The sequence below is a fragment of the Bacillota bacterium genome (assembly GCA_023511485.1).
GTDB lineage: Bacteria > Actinomycetota > Aquicultoria > Aquicultorales > Aquicultoraceae > CADDYS01.
In genome coordinates, this window is the sequence record JAIMBH010000054.1 from 1 (window position 1) to 2,976 (window position 2,976).

4 protein-coding genes are annotated in these 2,976 nt (G+C 44.0%); 1 reads left to right on the plus strand and 3 read right to left on the minus strand.

The window, feature by feature from the left end; genetic code table 11:
• Positions 1–385 precede the first annotated feature (385 nt).
• From K6T91_11480 to K6T91_11490, 3 genes are all read right to left on the minus strand, one after another.
• Positions 386–520, minus strand: a complete 135-nt coding sequence (locus tag K6T91_11480) for a transposase (protein MCL6473406.1) — start codon at positions 518–520, stop codon at positions 386–388.
• A 54-nt stretch (positions 521–574) separates the two neighbouring features.
• The gene (locus tag K6T91_11485; GenBank protein ID MCL6473407.1) at positions 575–1,483 is read right to left on the minus strand and encodes a polysaccharide deacetylase family protein; all 909 of its coding nucleotides are present in this window, start codon (positions 1,481–1,483) and stop codon (positions 575–577) included.
• A gap of 161 nt (positions 1,484–1,644) precedes the next feature.
• Positions 1,645–2,268 (minus strand): VTT domain-containing protein, encoded by a 624-nt coding sequence (locus tag K6T91_11490; protein MCL6473408.1) that lies wholly within the window; start codon positions 2,266–2,268, stop codon positions 1,645–1,647.
• A gap of 130 nt (positions 2,269–2,398) precedes the next feature.
• On the opposite strand from K6T91_11490, the gene K6T91_11495 reads away from it, so the two are divergent.
• Positions 2,399–2,671, plus strand: a complete 273-nt coding sequence (locus tag K6T91_11495) for a DUF202 domain-containing protein (GenBank protein MCL6473409.1) — start codon at positions 2,399–2,401, stop codon at positions 2,669–2,671.
• Positions 2,672–2,976: the final 305 nt, after the last annotated feature.

Here is a 2,976-nt window from a genome sequence, read left to right on the forward strand (position 1 = left end):
CGTTTTCTGAAGCGGTCGCTGGTGCTGCTGTCTCACATGATAAGGGGCATTTTGAAGCGTGCTGCGGGTAAGCCTATTTGCATAGTCTTTATGGGTAACCTCGTTTGTATTGTATAATTAGGTGGCGACATTGCCTTACAGGTGCTCGTACTTTGACAGCGGCTCTTCTTTCTTTAGCTGGTAATAATATGTACTCCCCTCTACCCCCAAGATAGCAAGACATCGGTTAAGGTCATAGTCTGCCATAAACTGTTTGATCAGATCTATTTTTACCGTTAACAGCAGGAGTAGTGCCGGGAAGCAAGTTTTTTGCCAGCTCTAATTCCACGGTGAGCTTGCCGATAATCTTCTTAAAAGCTCTTTGATTCTTTTGTAGGGGTTGTTCTTATGCCGTTGGGGCATCAAATATCTTATGTCCCTTATCGAGGAGCTCTTGTTTCCATTTGCCGATCAAGTTGGGGTTTACATCGTAGGCCCGGGCGATTTCTGCTATCGTGCGCTTGCCAGCGATGGCCTCCAAAAAACCTGGAGTTTAAACTTTCCTTAAGTATTTCTTTCTATCATTAAGTAATTTTTATTTAGCTAGGGAGGATGCAAAAGCTTGTATAGTTTCGCCGTGAGATACGCGCACTCGCTTGAGTGCGAAAAGATTATCCCTCGGTTTCCAGAAACCCGGCTGGGTTGTAAATGCGGCTTGATACCCAGCTTGTTTGACTCCCTCTATAGTTCGACTGTCGTATCTTCCAAACGGATAGGCAAGGAAACGGGCTACATGTCCAGTCCTCTCCCAGATAAGGCTCCTAGATTTTTGTAGCTCATAGGTCATCTCGTCAGATGTTTTTATGGTCAGGTTTGCATGTGTCATCGTATGTGATTCGATCAGCATTCCGGCATGGGCCATCTCAGTTACCTTAAGCCAGTCAAGGCCTTGTCCATTCTCTACCTCTTTTACTTTAATAAAGAAGGTGCCGCTGATATTGCGGCGGCTTAGGATGGGATACACGTTAAAATAAGAATCTGGATTTCCGTCATCAAACGTTAAAACTACTGGTTTTTCAGGAAGCTTTTTGCCAATGGTCATCGCATCGTATGCATCGTCGAGGCTTACGATATGGTAGCCGTTTTCTTTGAGCCAATCGAGTTGTTCAACAAATGCCCTTGTTTCGATTGTAAGCGAGCGCTCAATATCATTTTTAAACAGTGTTTTATCGTTGACGCAATGGTACATAAGAACTGGGATACTTTTTGGGGTGCTCATCTTTTCGACCTTTGGAGGTGTATCATTAGTAATGCGCATGCGCAATCTCTCAAATTTGCTGTTCTTATTATCATTTATGCTATCGGTAGATGAGCGGTTTGAGGTCCCGGTTTTGAGAGGCATGCAAAAATTGAAGAAGTTAAGGCTGCCTAATACAAGCAGTGCAAGAAAGATAACTAAGATTGCCACAGTATTTTTCCATTTTCGCAAGCTATTTTTGCTCATTTTTAGCTACTCTCTAGCTACTCTTACTATTTACCTACAAAGAATGCCTCCGCCTACGAAGAGTACTCGCATTTAAAGTTATTCTTGCTTCTTATACCCAGGAAAAGACCGTATATGCACGGCTAGAATATACCATATATTACCACATTGGCACCGGAAGGTTATCTTAGCAATCGCCTGCGGCCACGTCTGCCCATCTTAAAAAGGATTACCAGCGTGGTTATAAGTATTAAGGTTCCTATGATTAAATAAGCGCGGGTCAGGTGAGGGATAAACCTGAAGATATCTTTTATAATGCGGTTAAGAGCTAAACTAAAGGATATAGCTATAGCGCAGTAAATAATGCCGCCGATAGTTGTAGCAGTAACAAAGGCCTTGATATCCATCCTGGCAGCTCCTGCTGGGATGGATATCCAGGTTCGTGCGGGGCCGTAGAGTTGGGCTAGGGCAACCGCTGCCATCCCATATCTATCTAAATAGGACGTAAGTCTGCGCATTAGCGCAGACGATGGACGGTGAAAAACTCCTCGCGCAAGGTTACCTCCATAATATCCAATATAGTAGCTGGCGATAGAGCCCAATAACAAACCACTTGTTGACACAATGAGTGCGCTTAAAAATGTTGCGCGACCACTTTGGATTAGCACTCCAGACGCCAGGGGGAGGCCAAGCGATGCGAAAGGTATGCCCAGGCTCTCAAAAAAAGTTCCGACTGCAAGCCCGATAACCCCGTATCGTAGTGCTATATGTATCAATATATTGGGTGCCTGGCGTATACCGGACAATACTTAATGCCCCACCTTCTTTTTATGTTTATTATCTTTTCTGAAGGGTATACCCAAGAATTAGCATCAACCGGTTTCTTAAAACGTGAGTGGGTATATAAAAGGCAAGTAATTATTAATTAGGGGGATTATGAGCGATACCGAGGTTCGGGACAAACTTGCCCAAATTCGCACACTGCTTGCAGCTGAGCGGACGTTCTCAGCCTGGATACGAACTGGCCTTGCCGGAGTCGGCGGAGGGCTTATTCTAGTTAAGCTCATACCCTTTCGCAGTGATATTCATCGCCAGGCAGCCACTCTTAGCGGCCAGCTGCTGGTTATTTGGGGAGCATCTGTATTTATATTTGCTTTTTTTGATTATCGGCACGCCTATAAGACATTGAGTCTCTCTCTTTTCGTTTAATCCCGTTTATTTAAGTTTCAAAAACCCAGCAAAATCAAGCTTTTCCGGCCTTACTGATACTATAAATTTCCTTTTCGTTTTAACCCTTTTTAATGCTTTTTAATCGTAATTGGGTTAAAAATTGGGTTACTGTCACAAACCCGGAGGCGGCCTATTGGCCGTTGTTTTTTTGCGCTTCAGACCAAAGCAAACCGGCGTAATTAACTTTCCCGTCCAGAAGCCTATTGATGGCCCCGGTAGCGTCACGACAGAAAAGCCTGTAGTTTTTATAGGCCCATTCAGGAAACTTTTCATTCCATTTATGC

Coding starts and splice junctions, on each gene's coding strand:
- K6T91_11485 (MCL6473407.1), bottom strand. CDS start 1,483: ATGAGCAAAAATAGCTTGCGAAAATGGAAAAATACTGTGGCAATCTTA.
- K6T91_11495 (MCL6473409.1), top strand. CDS start 2,399: ATGAGCGATACCGAGGTTCGGGACAAACTTGCCCAAATTCGCACACTG.